Origin of the sequence: uncultured Maribacter sp., assembly GCF_947495965.1 — a bacterium.
In the GTDB taxonomy this organism is placed as follows: Bacteria; Bacteroidota; Bacteroidia; order Flavobacteriales; family Flavobacteriaceae; genus Maribacter_B.
Window position 1 is genome coordinate 61,638 of the sequence record NZ_CANMBB010000001.1, and the last position, 18,284, is coordinate 79,921.

17 protein-coding genes are annotated in these 18,284 nt (G+C 31.4%); 8 read left to right on the forward strand and 9 right to left on the reverse strand.

The genetic code is table 11. The annotated features are described in order from the left end of the window. The first annotated feature begins 3 nt into the window (after positions 1 to 3). The 3 genes from Q0820_RS00355 to rlmB all read left to right on the forward strand — a co-directional run bounded on the left by Q0820_RS00355 (position 4) and on the right by rlmB (position 2,040). A complete protein-coding gene (locus Q0820_RS00355; protein ID WP_298484223.1) occupies positions 4 to 714 on the forward strand; it encodes a hypothetical protein in 711 nt (236 codons plus the stop codon). Between the two features lie 13 nt (positions 715 to 727). After that, on the forward strand, positions 728 to 1,225 hold the full coding sequence (locus tag Q0820_RS00360) for a lipid-binding protein (RefSeq protein ID WP_298484224.1): 498 nt from the start codon (positions 728 to 730) through the stop codon (positions 1,223 to 1,225). 80 nt (positions 1,226 to 1,305) lie between these two features. Next, positions 1,306 to 2,040, forward strand: coding sequence for a 23S rRNA (guanosine(2251)-2'-O)-methyltransferase RlmB (gene rlmB, locus Q0820_RS00365; RefSeq protein WP_298484225.1), 735 nt, complete (start codon positions 1,306 to 1,308; stop codon positions 2,038 to 2,040). On the opposite strand, the gene Q0820_RS00370 is transcribed toward rlmB, so the two are convergent. Next, positions 2,041 to 2,772 carry a rhomboid family intramembrane serine protease gene (locus Q0820_RS00370; RefSeq protein ID WP_298485430.1) on the reverse strand — a complete coding sequence of 244 codons (732 nt, stop codon included), beginning with the start codon at positions 2,770 to 2,772 and terminating at the stop codon, positions 2,041 to 2,043. An 80-nt stretch (positions 2,773 to 2,852) separates the two neighbouring features. On the opposite strand from Q0820_RS00370, the gene Q0820_RS00375 reads away from it, so the two are divergent. Beyond that, positions 2,853 to 4,130 (forward strand): replication-associated recombination protein A, encoded by a 1,278-nt coding sequence (locus tag Q0820_RS00375; protein ID WP_298484226.1) that lies wholly within the window; start codon positions 2,853 to 2,855, stop codon positions 4,128 to 4,130. Here the strand turns inward: Q0820_RS00375 and Q0820_RS00380 are convergent. The 6 genes from Q0820_RS00380 to radC all read right to left on the reverse strand — a co-directional run bounded on the left by Q0820_RS00380 (position 4,127) and on the right by radC (position 9,781). Then, complete coding sequence (locus tag Q0820_RS00380; RefSeq protein WP_298484227.1) at positions 4,127 to 4,966, reverse strand: hypothetical protein; 840 nt, start codon at positions 4,964 to 4,966, stop codon at positions 4,127 to 4,129. The genes Q0820_RS00375 and Q0820_RS00380 overlap by 4 nt on opposite strands. Positions 4,967 to 5,056: 90 nt before the next feature. Continuing rightward, entirely contained in the window at positions 5,057 to 6,490 is a 1,434-nt protein-coding gene (locus Q0820_RS00385; RefSeq protein ID WP_298484228.1) for a DUF5723 family protein, read from the reverse strand. After that, positions 6,487 to 7,032: a hypothetical protein gene (locus tag Q0820_RS00390; protein ID WP_298484229.1), complete on the reverse strand. Its 546-nt coding sequence runs from the start codon at positions 7,030 to 7,032 to the stop codon at positions 6,487 to 6,489. The genes Q0820_RS00385 and Q0820_RS00390 overlap by 4 nt, the downstream gene beginning before the upstream one ends. Positions 7,033 to 7,092: 60 nt before the next feature. Beyond that, positions 7,093 to 7,782 (reverse strand): YjjG family noncanonical pyrimidine nucleotidase, encoded by a 690-nt coding sequence (locus Q0820_RS00395; RefSeq protein ID WP_298484230.1) that lies wholly within the window; start codon positions 7,780 to 7,782, stop codon positions 7,093 to 7,095. After that, the gene (locus tag Q0820_RS00400; protein ID WP_298484231.1) at positions 7,775 to 9,070 is read right to left on the reverse strand and encodes a polysaccharide deacetylase family protein; all 1,296 of its coding nucleotides are present in this window, start codon (positions 9,068 to 9,070) and stop codon (positions 7,775 to 7,777) included. Before Q0820_RS00400 ends, Q0820_RS00395 begins: the two co-directional genes overlap by 8 nt. A gap of 12 nt (positions 9,071 to 9,082) precedes the next feature. Then, positions 9,083 to 9,781, reverse strand: a complete 699-nt coding sequence (radC, locus tag Q0820_RS00405) for a DNA repair protein RadC (RefSeq protein WP_298484232.1) — start codon at positions 9,779 to 9,781, stop codon at positions 9,083 to 9,085. A 61-nt stretch (positions 9,782 to 9,842) separates the two neighbouring features. Between radC and Q0820_RS00410 the strand changes: the two genes are divergently transcribed. Then, positions 9,843 to 10,286: a DUF1569 domain-containing protein gene (locus tag Q0820_RS00410; RefSeq protein WP_298484233.1), complete on the forward strand. Its 444-nt coding sequence runs from the start codon at positions 9,843 to 9,845 to the stop codon at positions 10,284 to 10,286. Here Q0820_RS00410 and Q0820_RS00415 read toward each other — a convergent pair whose 3' ends face one another. Both Q0820_RS00415 and Q0820_RS00420 read right to left on the reverse strand, forming a co-directional pair. Continuing rightward, complete coding sequence (locus Q0820_RS00415; RefSeq protein WP_298484234.1) at positions 10,287 to 10,469, reverse strand: hypothetical protein; 183 nt, start codon at positions 10,467 to 10,469, stop codon at positions 10,287 to 10,289. A 67-nt stretch (positions 10,470 to 10,536) separates the two neighbouring features. Further along, complete coding sequence (locus Q0820_RS00420) at positions 10,537 to 11,895, reverse strand: Mur ligase family protein (RefSeq protein ID WP_298484235.1); 1,359 nt, start codon at positions 11,893 to 11,895, stop codon at positions 10,537 to 10,539. Positions 11,896 to 12,125: 230 nt separating this feature from the next. On the opposite strand from Q0820_RS00420, the gene Q0820_RS00425 reads away from it, so the two are divergent. Genes Q0820_RS00425 through Q0820_RS00435 form a run of 3 tightly spaced genes read left to right on the forward strand, consistent with a single transcriptional unit; the run spans position 12,126 to position 18,166 of the window. After that, positions 12,126 to 15,014, forward strand: a complete 2,889-nt coding sequence (locus Q0820_RS00425) for a gliding motility-associated C-terminal domain-containing protein (RefSeq protein ID WP_298484236.1) — start codon at positions 12,126 to 12,128, stop codon at positions 15,012 to 15,014. 36 nt (positions 15,015 to 15,050) lie between these two features. After that, positions 15,051 to 15,992, forward strand: coding sequence for a type IX secretion system membrane protein PorP/SprF (locus Q0820_RS00430; RefSeq protein ID WP_298484237.1), 942 nt, complete (start codon positions 15,051 to 15,053; stop codon positions 15,990 to 15,992). A gap of 8 nt (positions 15,993 to 16,000) precedes the next feature. Further along, positions 16,001 to 18,166, forward strand: coding sequence for an OmpA family protein (locus Q0820_RS00435; RefSeq protein ID WP_298484238.1), 2,166 nt, complete (start codon positions 16,001 to 16,003; stop codon positions 18,164 to 18,166). Positions 18,167 to 18,284 lie beyond the last annotated feature (118 nt).

Sequence of the window (18,284 nt, forward strand, 5' to 3'; positions counted from 1 at the left end):
GGATTGATGTTAATTAGTTGTGATCCCAGTGTTGATGCACCTGGCTCAAATGACATGTCAGAAATAACTTTTCTTCCTTTGATTACACTTGAAGGAGGTGATGTTGTTCTTGACTGTATGGAAACCTCTTATTCTGACCCAGGAGCTGTAGCATCCGCAGGAGGAAAAGAAATAAATTTAGAAACCAAAGTAAGCGGAAAATATTTTGGAGGAACTTCGGTAGATGGCCCTGATAGTTACTCCGTGGCTTATAGCGCTTTCAATGTCGATGACATCCCTGCAACTGGATTTAGATCAGTTTTATATCCTGAATGTAATGGTGATCTTGTAACAAGTATAGCTGGGATGTATACAGCTTCAGTTTCACGAAACGGAAGTTCTCCAGATGGTTATCAAGATAATGGTCCTTTTATAATTAAAGATTTAGGAGACGATAGATATGCAATATCTGACGCACAAGGCGGTTGGTATGAATATGGAAGAGCAATTGGTGTAGCTTATGCAACACCAGGGTTAATCCTTAAAGCCAATGACATTGCTGCAAATGATTTTACTAGTGAAGGTACTGTTACTACTAATACATTCGGAGGTGTAAATACATTTACTAGTTTAACAGTAGATCCGGTTGCTAAAACTCTTACACTTACAGTCGAATGGAGTTTTGGTTTTACATTTGAAACTGTCTTTACGCAAACTGATATTTACTTTAATTAAAAAAAATAAAAAAATGAAACATAATATAATTGTAAAAAAATTAAGCTTCATATTCAATACTATTCTATTTGTAACTTCTTTTGTTGCATGTGAAGTTGAATCAGTACCTGATGAGAATGATGTCGTTATTAGTGAAGTTACTGGAACTTGGGTTGTAGATATGATCTATAACGGTGATGACGCTGGCACTAATACTATTAGTATTTATAACACAGGAGCTAATGACACAAACGTAATGTGGTTAGATGATCAAGAACACAGTTGGGGATTAAAAGCACAAGTTCCATTAGACCTTGCAGCTTTGACATTTGGAGGCACGGCACTAGATGAGCTTTATTACGGAGTGACAGTAGATATAACTGAAGGAATAATTGTAAAAGGAGGTGCTACAACACCGAGTGGGGATATTGTAGACAGTATTTCTTTTAAAGCTGAATTTTCGGATATTCCAGGAGAAATTTGGGAATATTCCGGATATAAAAGCACTGCTAAAATAGAAGATTTACCTTAGCATCTTAAATCTTAATAATTGTAAAAAACCACCTCAAATTGAGGTGGTTTTTTTATACTATAAATTCATACCTTTAACCCATGCAAAAAGAAACCCATATATATGGTATAAGAGCCATAATAGAAGCAATAGAATCTGAAAATACAATTGATAAGGTTTTTTTACAAAAAGGCCTTAAAGGTGATTTATATAGAGAACTAGAAAGTTTAATACGTAAAAACGGAATTAACTCTTCCTACGTACCAATAGAGAAACTAAATCGTCTAACAAAAAACAATCATCAAGGAGCTGTTGCAAATATTTCTCCAATAACTTTTTATTCTATGGAGGAATTAATAGAAAAAACAGAAAACAAGGAAACACCTGCCCTATTTTTACTTTTAGACCAACTATCTGATGTTCGTAACTTTGGAGCTATAATTAGAACTGCAGAATGTACCGGTGTAGATGGTATTATTATCCAAAAGAAAGGAGCTGCACCAGTTACTGCAGATACTATAAAAACTTCTGCTGGGGCCGCTTTTAAAGTTCCTATTGCAAAAGTTGATCATATAAAAGATGCTGTTTTTCATTTACAGGCATCTGGAATAAAAGTAATTTCTGCGACAGAAAAAACTGAGAATACTATTTATGATGTAAATTTTAAAGAACCTATTGCTATAATAATGGGTGCAGAGGACAGAGGTATTTCACCTTCTATAATTAAAGCTTCAGATTATGCTGCTAAATTACCTTTATTAGGGGAAATAGAATCTTTAAACGTTTCTGTTGCCTGTGCAGTATTTCTATATGAAGCAGTACGCCAAAGAAGATAGTTAATCTTCTTTATTTGTATTCTTTTTAAAGTGATAATTAATTTTTATTTCTTCTTTAATTTCTTCTTTTTCTAGCTCTACAAAATTACCGTTTTCATCAAATTGTTTTAAAAAGGGGTCATCCTCTTCTTTATAATCCTCCTGCTCCCAAACATACTTTTTAGGAGCAGGAGTTTTTGCTTTTAATACAACTGCTAAAAACAATCCAGCAATAAAACCTCCTAAATGTCCTTCCCAAGAAATACCTTCTTTAATTGGAAATAAATACCACAATAAACTCCCATAAACAAATACAACCATTAGTGATAAAGCAACAAGTCTATAATATTTAGTAAAAATTCCTTTAAAAAAAATGAAACTTGCTAATAAATAAATGATACTACTAGCTCCAATATGATAAGAATTTCTGGCAATAAGCCATGTTATTACTCCAGAAATTAAAGTTCCAACAATAAGAACTCGAAATGCTACTTTATTATAGAAATAAAATAATGCAGTAATTAAAATTGCAAGTGGTATAGTATTATTATATAAGTGCTCTAAAGAGCCATGTATAAAAGGACTAAACAAAACTCCTCTTAATCCCGTAAAGGTTCTTGGATACACCCCAAATTGATTAAAATTAGTTTTTAAAACTAACTCTAACCAATAGACTAACCAAATACTAATTACAGCTACAAATGGAGCTATAACTACTTTATTAGATAATTTAAAATAATTATTTTCAGACATATAAACTATACTACAACAAATTATCCAAATTAATAAATCCTGTAAGATTGTCATCTTATTTTTTATTTTACTTTTATGGTATGAATGAGCCACTTGCAGAAAGAGTACGTCCAAAAAACTTAGAAGACTATATAAGTCAAAACCATTTAGTAGGAGAAAAAGGGTCTTTAACAAATCAAATAAAAAAAGGTCTTATACCATCTTTAATACTTTGGGGACCGCCAGGAACTGGAAAAACTACTTTAGCAAACATTATTGCAGAAGAAAGTAAACGTCCTTTTTATACACTAAGTGCAATTAATAGCGGCGTAAAAGATATTAGAGAAGTTATAGATAAAGCTAAACAGTCTGGAGGGTTATTCACAGCTAAAAATCCAATTTTATTTATTGATGAAATTCACCGTTTTAGTAAATCACAACAAGATTCTTTATTAGCCGCAGTAGAAAAAGGATGGGTTACATTAATTGGAGCAACCACAGAAAATCCAAGTTTTGAAGTAATTCCGGCACTTTTATCTAGATGCCAAGTTTATATTCTTAATGCTTTTGATAAAAATGATTTAGAAGCTTTATTAATTAGAGCTATAAAAGAAGATACTGTACTACAAAGCAAAAAAATTAATTTAAAAGAAACAGAGGCTCTTATGCGCTTATCTGGTGGAGATGGCCGAAAACTTTTAAATATATTTGAGCTTGTTGTAAATTCTGAAGAAGAGGAAAACATTACTATTACTAATGATTTAGTAATGAGTAAAGTTCAAAAAAATACTGTTTTATATGACAAAACAGGGGAACAGCATTATGATATTATTTCTGCATTTATTAAATCTATTAGAGGTAGTGACCCTAATGCTGCTGTTTACTGGCTTGCCAGAATGATAGAAGGAGGGGAAGATGTAAAATTTATTGCTAGGCGTTTATTAATCTCCGCATCTGAAGATATTGGATTAGCCAACCCTACTGCATTAGTAATTGCGAATAACTGTTTTCAGGCTGTTACTACTATTGGTTATCCAGAAGCACGGATAATTCTTAGTCAGTGCACTATTTACCTTGCCACTTCTGCAAAAAGCAATGCTAGTTACGCAGCTATTGGAAAAGCACAACAATTAGTAAAGCAAACCGGAGACTTATCTGTTCCTTTAGATTTAAGAAATGCTCCAACTAAACTAATGAAAGACATTGGTTACGGCAAAGATTACAAATACGCGCATAGCTATGAAAACAACTTTATTGCTGCAGAATTTTTACCAAATGAAATTTCTGGCACTAGTTTTTATACTCCAGGAAATAACCAAAGAGAAAATACGCTTAAAGATTTTTTAAAAAATAGATGGAAAGACAAGTATAACTTCTAGAATTTAATATTTAATTCTTTTGTAGTTAAAACATCATTTAGATAATATTCATAATACCACTTACCATCTTTACCATAAATAATACCGCCAGAAGCTAAGTACACATCTTTTACAGAGGTCTTATATATTTTTAAACAAACTTTTGGGCTACTATCTACTAGCTGATAGCCATTTGTTATTTCTTGGGCATACAATACCTCTTCCGGATTAAATTCAAGAGGCATCGCTTTTTTCACAGCCTTTTTATAATTAGATTTTACTGGCGCAACACTCTTATAACTTTGCTCCTCTTTAGTTGCCTCTTGCTTTACCACTTGGGTTTTCTGGACTTTACTAGTAGATTCTTGAGCAGCGTTATCCATCTTTTTTACATCGTTTTTAAAACTAACCTTTATAGGTTCATTCACGGGTTCCTTATACGTATAATTAACAACATCTAAAGATTTCATTGCACTTCTTATTGCTTCAGAGTAAGACAATTTATATTCTTTTTCTTTACTTTTTCCATCTTTTGTTATAAAAACTTCCTTAGAAGCACAATCTTCAAAAGAGATACTGGCCTTTGTGCTAAACATAGAAGAGTTATCATTTAATTTCACATATAAACCCATGCATCTATTTATTATAAGTTCTTCTGGAAGAGCATCTTCATAAACAGCTGTAAAACCATTTTCTGTAAGCAAATGTTTTACCAATGTACTAGTTTGATATTGGTTTTCTTTCTTAAAACTAGTAAACCTTTTTGGCACTACTATATATTTATAATCATCAAAAACGGATTGCGCCATAGAAGAGAAGCTAATTGTAAACGCAGCAAATAAAATTAAATATTTCAAAATAAAATTCTTTAGAGTTATTAGTAATATGAAATAAATGTGCCAAATTTGCCTATAATAAGACTAAAATTTAAACCTTTAACATTTATATCAATTCTTACCCCAAGATATGATATTAATTCCTAACTGAAAAGAAGCGTAATTACTAGCAGCAATATTTCTATAAGCTAATAAATTATCTGCCATGAAATACATATTTATTGGACCCGCTTGCAAGTTTAAACCTAACCCAACATTAGAAAAAGAATATTTGTCTATGGTATAGGTTGTTTTTACTGCCATTATGTTTCCAAAACGTCTTTGATAAAACGCAGACAAAGCTGCCTGCGGCCCTCTTGGTCTATTAATAACATAAAGCTGCCCTCCTACTCCATTAGCATATTTTGTTCGGTTAGATTTACCACCCGAAAGGTTACAATCACAATCTAATCTTCCTTTTGATTGTACGGTTTCTCCGAAATTATATCGTAAAGAACCATATAATTTTGTTGGCCTAAAAGTGATATAACTTTTTCTATTTTCTTCAAATGGCACTAAACCCTCAACATCATCTACTAAATCTTGCCAAAAATCTGTATTAGGATCATTTATAGCATCTGGTAATATAATCTCTACTCCTTCTACAGTAGCATTTCCTTTTAAAGTATAGCTTAACACATCTGTACTATGATACAAAAAACCTAAATCTAATAAACTACCTGTTATTAGGGTCTGCTCGTTTAAATGATAAGTAAATCCCAAATCTACTCCTAGACCTAAATCACCGCCAAAAAAACCTCTCTTTATCATGTCGCCAGCAGAACTGTCTCCATCTATAACATGATCTAATGTTATTATTCCTGAAGACTTTAATTCTAAATCTGCGCTTAGAGTATTAGATAATAAGTTATTCTGTCCCTCAGTTGTTACAAAATACCCTTTGTTTTTTGTGGAGGTAAAATCTATTATTCCAGAATACAACTTACCTCTTACCCCAAAAGTTAATTTATTATCTATCTCTTTTGTAACTCCAAAATGAAAAACATTTAAAATTTCTCCTCTAGTTTTTAAATGACTAAGATTAAACCTATTGTTTAAATTATCGGCATTACCTTCAAAACCTAATTTGGCATAGTCTTTAAACCAATAACCAATAGCGTCTCCTTCATTATAAATTCCAAAAGAATAAAAATTATCTGTTTCAGCACCCCTATACCCTATATTTATTAATTCTATTTGGTAGGTGCCACTTAAATCATCTTTAGGACTCATACCATTAATTAAACGGTCTCTTACTTTATCATTAAAATCTATTCCATCATTAGCAAAAAGGTCATTTACAGATATTCCTGAAGAACCAGCTTGTAATGAAATTCCTGAAAGTATAGGAACTCCTGAATACCACTGAAAGTCTGTTTCTGTTCCTGGGTTTATTAGCAAAGATTGCGGAATTTCTGAAAAATCATATAACAACTGCTTGTTCTGTCCAGTAACAAAATGGCATACAAAAGCTATGAAAATAAAAATTATGCTATATTTTCTCATTTTATACGTAAGCTAAATTTACCGCTAGATTTAAATTTTACTAGCGGAGGGGAAACATTAGAAGTACTTGTACTGTCACCTTCATTAACAGCTACGACCCTAATTCTAGAAGTATTTCTAATAATATCAAGGCTTTTTCCTGTATCTCCATAAACAACATCTCTTTGTAAAGTTCCAGATGGCGCGGGGTCTATAGTAAAAGGTTCAGAATCTAAAACCTCATCAGCATCATTTAAAAACTCTAAGGTTAAGGATAATGGTTTACTTGTAGTGTTTTCTATCTCATACGTAATTACACCATCTAAAACTCTATCTGAAAAAAAAGCTTCAGAAAAAGCGTTAAAACTAAAATCTTGAGAATAAAAAGGACCAGGAGGAACATTATTTATAACATCTTCAGTAGATTCTAAATATAGGATGCTACTTTCAAAAACAGGAACAACACTCAAATCTTTATATTGATCAAAGTCTTGATCTTCCATACAAGAAACCACACACAACATAAGTGTTATAAGCGATAAAAATACACCCAATTTTTTCATACTAGCGCACATTGTTAAGAATAAAAAAAAATGCAAAGAATAGCACTTATATTTATAACTCTATAAATATTTTTTTATTTCATTTAAATCATGAATCATATCACAATAATCGTGCCTTGACTCTTTATGTGCGTTAAAATGTAGTGTATGAAAACCAACAGCTTTTGCTCCTAAAATATCGGCCTCTATACTATCTCCTATCATTATAGATTTTTGGGGTATAGTATTTGCTTTATCCAAAGCCATTTTAAAAATTTTTGGATTTGGCTTTTTCACTCCCGCCATCTCAGAATCTATAACATATGAAAAGTAATCTCTAATGTTAGAATTCTTTAATTTTTTTTCTTGCACCACCTGAAAACCATTGGTAATTATATGTAATTTGTAGTTTGGTTTTAAATATTCTAGTATTTCTATTGCATTAGGAAATAAATGATTAAAAGAAGATAAATGGGCTATATAATCCTCAGATAGTTTATGAACAAGTTGATCTTGCACTTTGTATTCTAAAGTATCAAAAACTTTTTTTAACCTATAAAATCTAAGTTCTTCTTTTGTTATTTTCTCTTCTCTAAAAAGTTTCCAATATTCTAAGTTTATAGGGATATAAACTTTTAAAAAATCTTCTAGTTTAATATCTACTTTATTCTCCAAAAGAATTTTACCAAATGTAATTCCAGAGTTCTTTTCAAAATCCCATAGGGTATGATCCAAATCAAAAAAAACATCAGTAACCACTTCTTTAAACATTACTACTTTTTATAATTTCTGTATAAATTTTTAACCAATTTATTTTAGAATCTCCACCTAAAAGCTCATTGGAAAAAATAGCATTAAAACTACCATTAACTTCTTTTACTCGAGACTTTATTACCGCAACTTTTGATAAAATATCTTTTACACTCTTTTCTTTTGTTAAGGCATAATCATGTACTGCAAACGGGTGTATTTTTATAGGTTGTTGTATTTCCAATGGAATATCATAAAAATAAAAAGGAGTACAAGTACCTGCTCTAAAACCAATTTCTGAGGTATACCCCATAGTATAATCATCTGTAAATTCTGCTTCTACTAAATTTCTATAAGTTTCTGGAATATCCACTCTATTATATCGTATTCTAGAATAGTTAATTGGTCTATTAATAACACTAGACAATTCTTTCTTTTCTTTTTTGATTAATGATACATTACCAAAAGAGCTATAAGATGTAGCTAAAGATACCAAACTATAATCTGCAACCGATTTTATTAAAAATTTAAATTTATTGTTGTTCGTTGATACATTTTTATCATAGGTAGAATAAGATGCAAACTGAAAAAAGAACATACTTTTTATGTTATACTTTTTATGCAAATCTATTAAGTACTGGTAGTTATTATAAGGATCTTTACTTGGGTTAAATAAAACTGTGACTCTTTGTGCAATTCTTTTTAATCTAAAATAAACTAGATCCAACAAGAAACCTGAAATACCTCTCACAATTCCTCTGTACGCATAACAATGCGAAGAAGTAACATCTATAATAGAAGTAAAATTATACTTTCTTTTAACTACCTCCACATCTGGAAATTTTTCTTTAAGAGCATTTAACAACTTTAAAGCCCATAAATCTACCAAAGGAATTTGTAAAAAATTATTTTGATAGGCTAAACTCTCTTTTGGAGGAAACCTGCCATGTATGTCTTTAACATGAGGTAAATATTCCTCATACCTACTTAACAAATAAAAGCTTGCCGAAAAAACATCAAAAGGGATACTACTACGCTCTCCTGTTGCAAAAAAAGCTGGTACCCCATCCCAATCATTAATAGAAATATCTATAGCATTTATTCCTTGTTCAAAAAGCAAATCATTACTACGTACAAAAAACTCGTTCTGTAATGGTTGTTTCGTATAGGTTATTTTAGGCCCCTTATGCTTTATAAAATCTTCTACCGTAGTTGTAAGTATAATTTTTATGCCTAAAACCTTAGTAAACATATGCCGCATTATATAACTAAGTCGCGGTGTAATCTTATGTGTATATATTAATAACATAGGCTCTAAAAATTATAGAATGCTTTCGTCTGCAAAACTAAAATAATCTTTTTCAGTTATTATTAAATGGTCTAAGACTTTAATATCTAATGCTTGGGCTGCTACTTTTAGTTTTTGAGTAATTTGCTTATCTGCTTGGCTAGGTTTTAACGTTCCAGAAGGGTGATTGTGTGCTAATATAAGCCCTACAGCACCATATTCTAATGCTTGCCGCATAACCAGTCTAACATCTACTAATGTTCCTGTTATACCTCCTTTACTTAACTGACTTTTGTATAAAATAGAATTGGCATTATTTAAATAAATAATCCAAAACTCCTCATGTGGTAACTCTCCTAAAATAGGTTGAAGTAAGTTAAAACAAACTTTACTGCTAGTAATTTTAACAATACTTTTTGCTTGTTCTCCCCCTCTTCTTTTTCCTAATTCTAGTGCCGCTATTATAGAAATAGCTTTAGCCTCTCCTATTCCTTTAAACTGAGTTAATTGTTTTATAGATAATTTACCTAACTCATTTAAGTTGTTATTTACTGATGCTAAAATTCTTTTTGATAATTCTACCGCACTTTCTTCTCTATTACCAGAACCTATTAAAATTGCTATTAATTCTGCATCTGATAAAACAGATTTTCCCTTATGGTATAACTTTTCTCTAGGTTTATCATCATCAGCCCAATGCTTAATAGAAAGCGAACTTACTTTTTCTTGCATGGCTTAAAGATAGTGAACTTAAAAATTTATATGTAAATTTCCATTGTAATAAAACAGTGTTATGAAATCATTATTTAACGAAGACGCTTACAAAGAAGTGCTACATAGAATAAACAATTTAAAGGATAATTCTCAAAGACAATGGGGAAAAATGTCTCTAGGTCAAATGGCATGGCATTGTCAATATCCTTTAAAAATTGCTATTAAAAATAAAGAATCAGATAAGAAAGCAAACTTTATTATTAAACTATTTGTTAAAAAATCTATGTATAATGATAAACCTTGGCGTAAAAGTTTGCCAACAGCACCTGCATTAAAAACTAAAGAAGAGAAAGATTTTACTAGGGAAGTAGAAAAACTAAAAGAACTTGTAACCCAATTTTATGCATTAAAAAATAGAGAAAAATGGCATTCTCATCCCGTTTTTGGGGTATTAACGCATGACCAATGGGGTAAAATGGAATATAAACATTTGGACCACCACTTAAGACAATTTGGTGTTTAATTATTTTATGGAGTCTTCCTCCTGAATTTCTTGTAACTCTATTTCTTTACGAGTATCATATATCATTCTTGTTTCTTCTAAAATAACATTAGACATACCTAGTATAAAAGCAACTAGAATTATAGATACTCTTCTTTTTATAAAAAATACGATTTCTTTATATACACGTAGTCTAGATTGCATAGCAAGACTAATTACAATAAACAATCCAAACTAAAAAAACTGACAGAATTACTTAATGCCCTATTTTCTATGTATTTATAAGCTCTTTAATCTCATCAAAATCTAACCCACCATAATTTCCAGAGCTCATTAATAGTAAAACTGAATTATCGTAATTCTTATTAAAAACAAACTCCTTAAAACTAGATGCATTAGTTTGGATATTTAAATCATCTCTCCTAAATGCTTCGGAAATTTGCTCTTTAGTTACTTCTTTTAATTTTTTAATTTTTACAGATTCTGGTAAATAAAAAACAACCGCTTCATCTGCAGCATCTAATGCTCCTTTATATTCTTTTAAAAATTCTGGATTAAAACTACTATAGGTATGTAACTCTAGACAAGCTATTAGTTTTCTATTTGGGTACTGTTCTTTTACTGCTTTTGTAGTTGCAGCAACCTTACTTGGCGAGTGCGCAAAATCTTTATATGCAACAGCGTTAGTTCTTTCTGCAATTTTCTCTAATCTTTTAGAGGCGCCTTTAAAAGTTCCTATGGCTTCATAAAAATCATCCTCATCTACACCCATATTTTGACAAATCCATTTTGCACCAGCCAAATTGCTAAGATTATGTTTTCCAAATACTTCTATTGGCATTTGTCCTTCTGGAGTTTCTAATAATGTTTGCCCGTCTTCAACAGTATATTCTGGGGTAGTATATCCTAATTTACGTATAGAATTTTCCGATTCTTCCACTACAGTCTTAACTTCTGGATCCTCTATATTATATGTTATACTACCGCCTTTTACAATACTATCTACAAATATTTTAAACTGCTCTACATAATTATCATAGGTAGGGAACACATTTATATGATCCCAAGCAATACCACTTAACAAAGCTATATTAGGTTTGTATAAATGAAATTTAGGTCTTCTATCTATAGGAGAAGATAAATACTCGTCACCCTCTAGAACAATAAAATCATTCTCTTCCGTTAAATGCACCATCCTGTCAAATCCTTCTAATTGTGCACCAACCATATAATCTACATTAACGTCATGATAATTTAACACATGTAAAATCATGGAAGTAATAGTTGTTTTACCATGGCTACCTCCTATAACCACACGCGTTTTATTCTTAGATTGTTCGTATAAAAATTCTGGATAGGAATAAATAGTAACCCCTAATTCTTTAGCTTTTAACAGCTCTGGATTATCTTCTTTTGCATGCATTCCTAAAATTACAGCATCTAAGCCAGCATGTATTTTCTCTGGAAACCAACCAAAAGATTCTGGTAATAATCCTTTTGAAGTTAGTCTAGATTTAGAAGGTTCAAAAATAACATCATCACTCCCTGTTATTTTATATCCTTTGTGTTCTAAAGCTAAAGCTAAATTGTGCATGGCGCTACCACCAATTGCAATAAAATGAATTTGCATAAAATTTATAGTTAAAAAACGTAAAGATAAGTAAAGCTCTTAAGTACATCAAGGCTATTCTACCCTAATAATAGCAGATAATTATCGATGAAAAGCACTTTTTTAAAGATGTATAACCATACTTCTCTCTTATTTAACAACTCTTTTGTAAGGTTATACAACAAAAAGATGTTAAAAAATAGCATATCCTACTACATTGGCGTTTTCAAGTACTATATAACCACTACCAAATGAACAAACTAAATCAAAAAACCATTTACTTTAAATGGCTTTTATTCTTGTGTCTATTAAACTTTTCTGTAGACATAAACGCACAATGTGCAGGTACTAGCTCTACAGTTACTATTTGTGATAAATATTCCGATACCAACAACCAATCGTATGATTTAAACAATGTCTTAATAGGAGAATTACCAGGAGGTACATGGAGTACTAATGATCCTGCAGTATATTTTGCTCTTCAAGAAAACACAGGTATCCTTAATCTTTGGAGAATACATTACGCAGGAACACATGTTTTTACATACACTAATAACCTTTGCGGAGAATCTGCTACTGTTACTATAGACTTAGGAGGCTATTCTGGGGAAGATAATATAGAAGGAGATGCCAATGCATGTAGTGATGACGCTGCTGTTGATTTAAACAGGTTTCTTGGTGACCAAGTAAATGATATTTTACCAGACGTTAATGGTTTATGGGAAGAATCTCCTGCTACTTTCACAGGCCATTTAAATAATAATCTTTTTAATGCGGAGGAAGCCGGACCAGGAAATTACACCTTTACTTATACCGTAGCTCCAGTAGGTAGCTGTCCAGAAAGCATTTCTACTATAATATTAAAAGTACACCCAAGAGCAGAATCTGGAGAAGCCCAAGGTCTTACCATTTGTAACAATGAAGATTTTTCTATTTATACTAATGTAAACCTTAATGATTTACTTACAGATGAAGACTCGGAAGGTACTTGGTCAGACAATAGTGGCACCAACCAATTAAGCGATTTATCGGATAACATTATAGATATTCAACAAATATATAACGATTTTGGTATTGGCGAATATTCTTTTACTTATTTAGTTTATCCCACACCTTATCATCCAGTATGTCAAGAATCTTCTACTATTGTAACCATAACTATACTACCTACTCTTATAGGCACGTTAGACGTAGACAACTATTGTGTATCTCAAGATACTTTTCCGGTTTCTTTAACTTATGATGATACGTATTTATATAATGGAACCTATGATATTACGTACAGATTAAGTGGAGTGGTAGAAACAGAAACAGTTAGTGCTATTTTAACTAATGGCGTTGGTTCTTTTAATATTGAAAAAAGCACTGCTCCAACCAATAGTACCGTAACACTAGATATTACTAACATAGTAGGTACATCTCCTAGTCAAACAGTTTGCCCTAGCATACTAGTCCCGTCGGTAGATTTCCTTATAACAAACCCATCTGCAACAACTACAAATGGTTGTGTTAATACTGACGTAACTGTAGATTTCATGAATATTTTTGATAATACAGAAGTTTTATCAAATCAAACTCATACTATAGATTATAGTATTGCTAGTCCTAGTGGCATAATAACAAACTTATCAGAAAATGCTCTTAGTTTTACAAATGGTACTGCATCCTTTACTATACCAGGAACTAATTTTGTAGAAGGTGGTGATTATGATTTTAATTTTGATGTAGTTGGTGGTTTAGATTTAGGATGTACTTTAAGCTCTAGTAGTTCTATTACTCCTACTCCATCAGAAATACAATTAGATTTAGTTGTAGATGATAATTGTGATGCTACTTTAATTGATGTTCTTATTGATGCTCCAACCTTAACAAGTGGAACGTATTCTATAACTTATGATGTTATAGATCAATTATCAAATAATGTACTAACACAAAATAGTATAAACTTTTCTGGAGGTACTGCTAGTTATCAAATAGATGTTGCTGGGTTTGCTCAAGGAAATTATACAGTTAGTGTACGAAGCTCTCAAAATGATACTACACCTTGTAGATTACAATTTGATTTTGAATTACAAGAAAACTTTGCAAGAGGTGGCGTTCCAGACGCTCCAGTTGCAGATGCCTTACAAACTTTTTGCTTAAACAATTATACTAGTTCTGGTCCAACATTAGAAGATATTAGTGTTACTGCTACTGGAACAATTCTTTTTTATAGTACCGCTACAGACACTTCTATTTTACCAATAACAACTGCTCTTGTAAATGGAGAAGATTATTTTATATCTAATACCGATTTAAATAATAATTGTGAAGGATCTAATAGAGTACAGGTAGTTACTATGTTAACTAATCCAGAAGGGCCTACCGTTACAGAAACTAACCCAGAGTTTTGTGCTACAGATAACGCTACAGTAAGTAACCTTAGTGTAAATGTTCCAAACGGAGATACTACAGTTTGGTATGATGCTTTAACTGGTGGTAACTTACTTGACCAAACTACTATTTTAGAAAACGGAATTAGCTACTTTGCAAGCTCTGAAAATTCTAACGGCTGTCATAGTACAGATCGTGTAGAGGTTACACCAATAGTACATGAATTAGAACCAGCTACTCTTGAGTTTACAACATTAAGTTTATGTGGTTTAGACAACCCAACCGTAACTAATTTAGCTGTTTTAGAAAACTCTAATTCCTACGAAACCCGTTGGTTTAATGATGCAGAAAGTACTACACCATTAGATAGTAGTACTCCCTTAGTTGCAAATACAATGTACTATGCAGAAAGCTATAACCCAATTACGGGTTGTATTAACCCAGAACGTTTTGCAGTAACAATACTTCTTAGTAATTGTGAACCAGATGCATACAACTTTTTTATTCCAGATGCATTTTCCCCTAACGGAGATGGTAAAAACGATTTGTATTTTATTCCAAACATAGAAATAATATTTCCTGACTTTACCTTAGAAATTCTTAATAGATACGGTAGTAGCATGTTTAAAGGAGATATAAATAACCCTGCTTGGGATGGTACCAATAACAAAAGTAGTGTTGCACCAAACGGAGTTTATTTTTATATAATAAACTACAATAAAGAAGGCTATAACCCAATTCAAGGCGACTTATACCTTAATAGATAAACTATACACCAACCAACTATCATTAATAAAATAATAATGAAAAAAACATTTCTATATTTTTTCTTTCTGCTGTTATTACATTCCTCTTATGTAAAAGGGCAACAGGATCCACAATATACCCAGTACATGTATAATATGAGTGTTATAAACCCAGCTTATACAACGAACAATCTTAGTGTAATAAACTTTGGAACATTATACAGAAGTCAATGGGCTTCTGCTGTAGGGTCACCAAAAACATTAACCTTCTTTGCGCATGCTGCTCTTACAGAAAAAGTAGAAGCTGGAATTTCTTTCATAAAAGATGAAATTGGAGATGGTGCTTTAAAAGAAAATAACATTTTTGCAGATTTTGCCTATAGTCTTAAATTAGATGAAGAAAGCAGATTAGCTTTAGGGCTTAAAGCTGGTATTACTAATTTTAACAGCAATTTTAATGGTTTTACTTTACCAGAAACACAAGATGATATTGCTTTTAATGAAAACATAAATAGTACTTTCCCTAATGTTGGTTTAGGCGCTTTTTACCATAGAGATAAGATTTACGCCGGAGTTTCTATTCCTAATTTACTTAATTCTAAACACATAGACAATCAAAACGGAATTAGTACTGTGGGCTCAGAAAAAATGCATGTTTTTGTTACCGCAGGGTATGTTTATGACCTAAATGATAATATTAAACTTAAACCGTCTATGTTAGCAAAAATGGTAAAAGGAGCTCCTATTACCTTTGATGTTTCTTTAAATACTTTAATTCATAATAAATTTGAGGCTGGAGTATCTTACAGATTAGAAGATGCTGTAAATGCTATGTTTAACATGAAAATATTACCTGGTTTAAAAGCTGGTTACGCATATGATTACACCTTATCTAATCTAAGTGATTTTAGTGCAGGTTCTCATGAAATTTTCCTTTTGTTTGATTTAGATTTACTTGGTCTACAAAGAGGATATGATAAATCTCCAAGATTCTACTAAACTATACTATGAAAAAAATATTCCTATTTATACTATTTACGGGTCTATTACAGACCGTTTCATTTGCTCAAGAAGAATTAAAGCGAGCAAACATGTATTTTGAAAGAGCTTTTTATACAGATGCTATTCCATTATATGCAGAAATTGTAAAAACAAATAAAAGTTCTAAAGTTGTAAAAAACTTAGCAGACAGTTATTACAATACTTACCAACTGCCAAGAGCAGCAAAATGGTATTCTTATTTAACTTCTGTTTATGGAGAAAATTTAGACGAAAGTTATTTCTTTAAATACAGCCAAACCTTAAAAGCTGTTGGAGAATTTGAAGAAGCAACAGAGGTTTTAATGGACTATTATAAAAGCCAAAACAACCTAGAAAAAGTTGCTTTACTTAAAGAAGATTTAAGGCACTTAGAAAATGTAGATGCTATTGGTGAGCGTTTTAAATTAGAAAATCTACCATTAAATACTATAAAATCTGAATTTGGTGCAACTAGAGTAGATAGTAGTATAATATATGCTGCTTCTAAGAAAAAAGCAATCCCAGGATTAAATAAACGGTATAGATGGAATAGTGAAAACTATTTAGACATGTACACACATCCTCTAGATAAAATTACTTTAGGAGATAGCATTAGTGTAAGCCTTTCCTCTACTATTAACACAAAAATGCATGAAGCAACTTTTGCAATAACAAAAGATAGAAAAACCATTTATTTTACGCGTAATAACTTCCTTAAAGGGAAAAAGAAAACAGATGGTAAAAAAATATCTAGATTAAAAATTTATAAAGCAGAACTAGTAGATGGCTCATGGGGAAATATTGAAGAGTTACCATTTAATGGGGATGATTTTTCTACAGAACATCCTGCTTTAAATGCAAGTGAAACTATAATGTATTTTGCATCAGACAGGCCAGGAGGTTTTGGCTCATTAGATTTATATGCGGTTTCTTTAAATGCAAATGGAGAATTTGGAGAACCTAAAAACTTAGGTGCTACTATAAATACAGAAAAGAAAGAACAGTTTCCGTTTATCGACAAAAAAAACAACTTATATTTCTCTTCTAACGGTCATGCTGGTTTTGGATTATTAGATGTTTTTGTGAGTAAAAAACAAGGAGACACCTTCCAGAAACCAAATAATGTAGGTAAACCTATCAATGGTGGTTATGATGATTTTTCATTCAATATATCTTTAAATAACAACCAAGGTTTCTTTGCTTCCAATAGACCAGGAGGTGTTGGTGGTGATGATATTTATAAATTAGAAGAAACAAAACCTTTAGACATTAAAGATTGTTCCCAATTTATAGCTGGTATTGTTACAGAAGTTTCTTCACAAAAACCAATTGCTTTTGCTGTGGTAGATTTAGTTACAGAAGACGGAACATTAGTAGAGTCGCAAACTGCATCAGAAAAGGCAGAATTTAAATTTTTTGTTACTTGTATGGCACAATATACCGTAAAAGCTAGAAAAACAGGATATAAAGACAATTCTAAAATTATTATTACAGATAAAGAACGTAATAGTGTTAAAGATGGTTCTTTAGAATTACGATCTATTGCTCAAATAGAGAAAGAAAAGAATGACAAAATCCAGAAAGCTAAAGAAGAAGAGGAAAGGCTAGAAAAACTTGCTAAAGAAGAGCGTATAAAGGAGGAAAAACGTAAAAAGGAGGAAGCTAAAAGAGCAAAAGAACAAGAAGAAAAACGCAAAGAAGAGGCAAAAATCAAAGCAGAGAAAGAACGTAAAGCACGTATTGAAAAAGCTATACAAGATGAGCCTGCCGTTGTAAGACAAGGAAAACGTATTGTTATAAAAGCAGAACCAAAAGTGCATTTTGACTATGACCTTTGGTACATACGTTTAGAGGGCAAAGATGCATTGGATAAAATTATTAGAATCTTAAAAAACAATCCTGGTATACAATTAGAAATTGGTACGCATACAGATATTAGAGGTAATGATAATTACAACAAAATACTTTCGCAAAAACGCTCTAACTCCGTACTAGAATATTTAATAAGACAAGGCATCTCTAAAAAAAGGCTAACTGCAAAAGGGTATGGTGAAAAAATGCCTATAATTAAATGTGAAACGGAAGAATCCTGTACCGAAGAACAACATGAAATTAACCGTAGATGTGAGTTTGTTATTGTAGATTGGAAATAACATAATACTAACTTTATAAATTAAGCTCCCATAACAACTTGCTGTTGTTATGGGAGTTTTTTTTATTATAACCAGGTTAGAATTTGGTTTCTAATGTACTAAATGTTGCGTTCCCTAA

Bases quoted from the DNA above. Each gene is read 5' to 3' on its own strand.
- Q0820_RS00435 (WP_298484238.1), top strand. From the start codon at position 16,001: ATGAAAAAAATATTCCTATTTATACTATTTACGGGTCTATTACAGACC.
- Q0820_RS00410 (WP_298484233.1), top strand. From the start codon at position 9,843: ATGAAATCATTATTTAACGAAGACGCTTACAAAGAAGTGCTACATAGA.
- Q0820_RS00415 (WP_298484234.1), bottom strand. From the start codon at position 10,469: ATGCAATCTAGACTACGTGTATATAAAGAAATCGTATTTTTTATAAAA.
- Q0820_RS00395 (WP_298484230.1), bottom strand. From the start codon at position 7,782: ATGTTTAAAGAAGTGGTTACTGATGTTTTTTTTGATTTGGATCATACC.
- radC (WP_298484232.1), bottom strand. From the start codon at position 9,781: ATGCAAGAAAAAGTAAGTTCGCTTTCTATTAAGCATTGGGCTGATGAT.
- Q0820_RS00360 (WP_298484224.1), top strand. From the start codon at position 728: ATGAAACATAATATAATTGTAAAAAAATTAAGCTTCATATTCAATACT.
- Q0820_RS00385 (WP_298484228.1), bottom strand. From the start codon at position 6,490: ATGAGAAAATATAGCATAATTTTTATTTTCATAGCTTTTGTATGCCAT.
- Q0820_RS00370 (WP_298485430.1), bottom strand. From the start codon at position 2,772: ATGTCTGAAAATAATTATTTTAAATTATCTAATAAAGTAGTTATAGCT.
- Q0820_RS00375 (WP_298484226.1), top strand. From the start codon at position 2,853: ATGAATGAGCCACTTGCAGAAAGAGTACGTCCAAAAAACTTAGAAGAC.
- Q0820_RS00400 (WP_298484231.1), bottom strand. From the start codon at position 9,070: ATGTTATTAATATATACACATAAGATTACACCGCGACTTAGTTATATA.
- Q0820_RS00425 (WP_298484236.1), top strand. From the start codon at position 12,126: ATGAACAAACTAAATCAAAAAACCATTTACTTTAAATGGCTTTTATTC.
- Q0820_RS00390 (WP_298484229.1), bottom strand. From the start codon at position 7,032: ATGAAAAAATTGGGTGTATTTTTATCGCTTATAACACTTATGTTGTGT.
- rlmB (WP_298484225.1), top strand. From the start codon at position 1,306: ATGCAAAAAGAAACCCATATATATGGTATAAGAGCCATAATAGAAGCA.
- Q0820_RS00430 (WP_298484237.1), top strand. From the start codon at position 15,051: ATGAAAAAAACATTTCTATATTTTTTCTTTCTGCTGTTATTACATTCC.
- Q0820_RS00420 (WP_298484235.1), bottom strand. From the start codon at position 11,895: ATGCAAATTCATTTTATTGCAATTGGTGGTAGCGCCATGCACAATTTA.